This is a genomic window from Actinosynnema sp. NPDC053489 (assembly GCF_044544865.1).
GTDB lineage: Bacteria > Actinomycetota > Actinomycetes > Mycobacteriales > Pseudonocardiaceae > Actinosynnema.
Window position 1 is genome coordinate 1 of record NZ_JBITXT010000033.1, and the last position, 1,350, is coordinate 1,350.

The window sequence follows — 1,350 nt, forward strand, 5'->3', positions numbered from 1 at the left end:
TGTCTGCCGCGCGGTGGCTCGGAAGGAATGGCCGCCCCGTCGTTCCGGACGCCCTGGCCACTGATTCAGACCTGTTGCGGATCGTCGCTGTTTAGGGACCTGTTGGCGGGGTTTTCCACGGGGTTGACCTGCGACAACGGGAGCAGTGGCGTGACGGATCGACCTCTGGTGTGGGTCGGGATCGACGTCGGCAAGGTCCACCACCACGCGTGCGCGATGGACGGGAACGGCAAGATCGTGTTCTCGCAGAAGGTGGCCAACGACCAGGCCGCGATCGAGCAGCTCGTCGCCCGCGCCGCGAAGGCGGCGACCGAGGTGCGGTGGGCGATCGACCTGACCAGCAGCGCGGCGGCGCTGCTGGTGGCGGTCCTGGTCGCGACCGGACAGCCGGTCGTCTACGTGCCCGGCCGGGTGGTCAACCGGATGACCGGGGTGTTCCGCGGCGAGGCCAAGTCCGACGCCAAGGACGCCAGGGTGATCGCCGAGACCGCCCGGATGCGCGCCGACCTGACACCGGTGACCGCCACCGACGACCTCGTCGTCGAGCTGACCCGCCTGTCCGCCCATCGCGAGGACCTGATGGCCGACTGGGTCCGCGGCGTCAACCGGCTGCGCGACCTGCTCACCGGCGTCTTCCCCGCCCTGGAACGGGCCTTCGACTTCTCCACCCGCGGCGCCCTGGTGCTGCTGACCGGCTTCCAGACCCCCGACGCGATCCGCCACGCCGGCCCGGACGGCGTCGCGGCGTTCCTGCGCGAGCACGGCGCCTGGCCCAAGGGCATCCCGCGCATGGCCGCCGACGCGCACGCCGCCGCCCTGGCCCAGACCGTCCGCCTGCCCGGCGAAGCCACCGCCGCGATCCTCATCGCCCGCCAGGCCGCGGTCCTGCTCGACCTCGACCGGCAGATCAAGGACACCGACAAGCTCATCACCAGCCGGTTCCGCGAACACCCCCAGGCGGAGATCATCGAGTCCCTGCCCGGCCTCGGCCCGATCCTCGGCACCGAGTTCCTCGTCGCCACCGGCGGAAACCCGGCCGGCTTCGCCACCTCCGGACGCCTGGCCTCCTACGCCGGACTCGTCCCCGTCGCCCAGGACTCCGGCCGCGTCACCGGCAACCTCCGCCGCCCCAAGCGCTACAACCGCAGGCTGCGCCGCGTGTTCTACATGGCCGCCCTGTCCGGCATCAAGACCGACGGCCCCTCGCGCACCTTCTACGACCGCAAACGCGGCGAACGGCTCATCCACGTCCAAGCCCTGCTCGCCCTGGCCCGCCGCCTGGTCGACGTCCTCTGGGCACTGCTGCGCGACGGCCGAACCTTCACACCGACCGCGCCACCACCGGCCACC

General features: G+C 71.9%; 1 protein-coding gene. It reads left to right on the forward strand.

The window, feature by feature from the left end:
- Positions 1-150 precede the first annotated feature (150 nt).
- Positions 151-1,350: IS110 family transposase (locus ACIGNX_RS34685; RefSeq protein ID WP_396545803.1), on the forward strand; the 1,200-nt coding region annotated here is incomplete at its 3' end.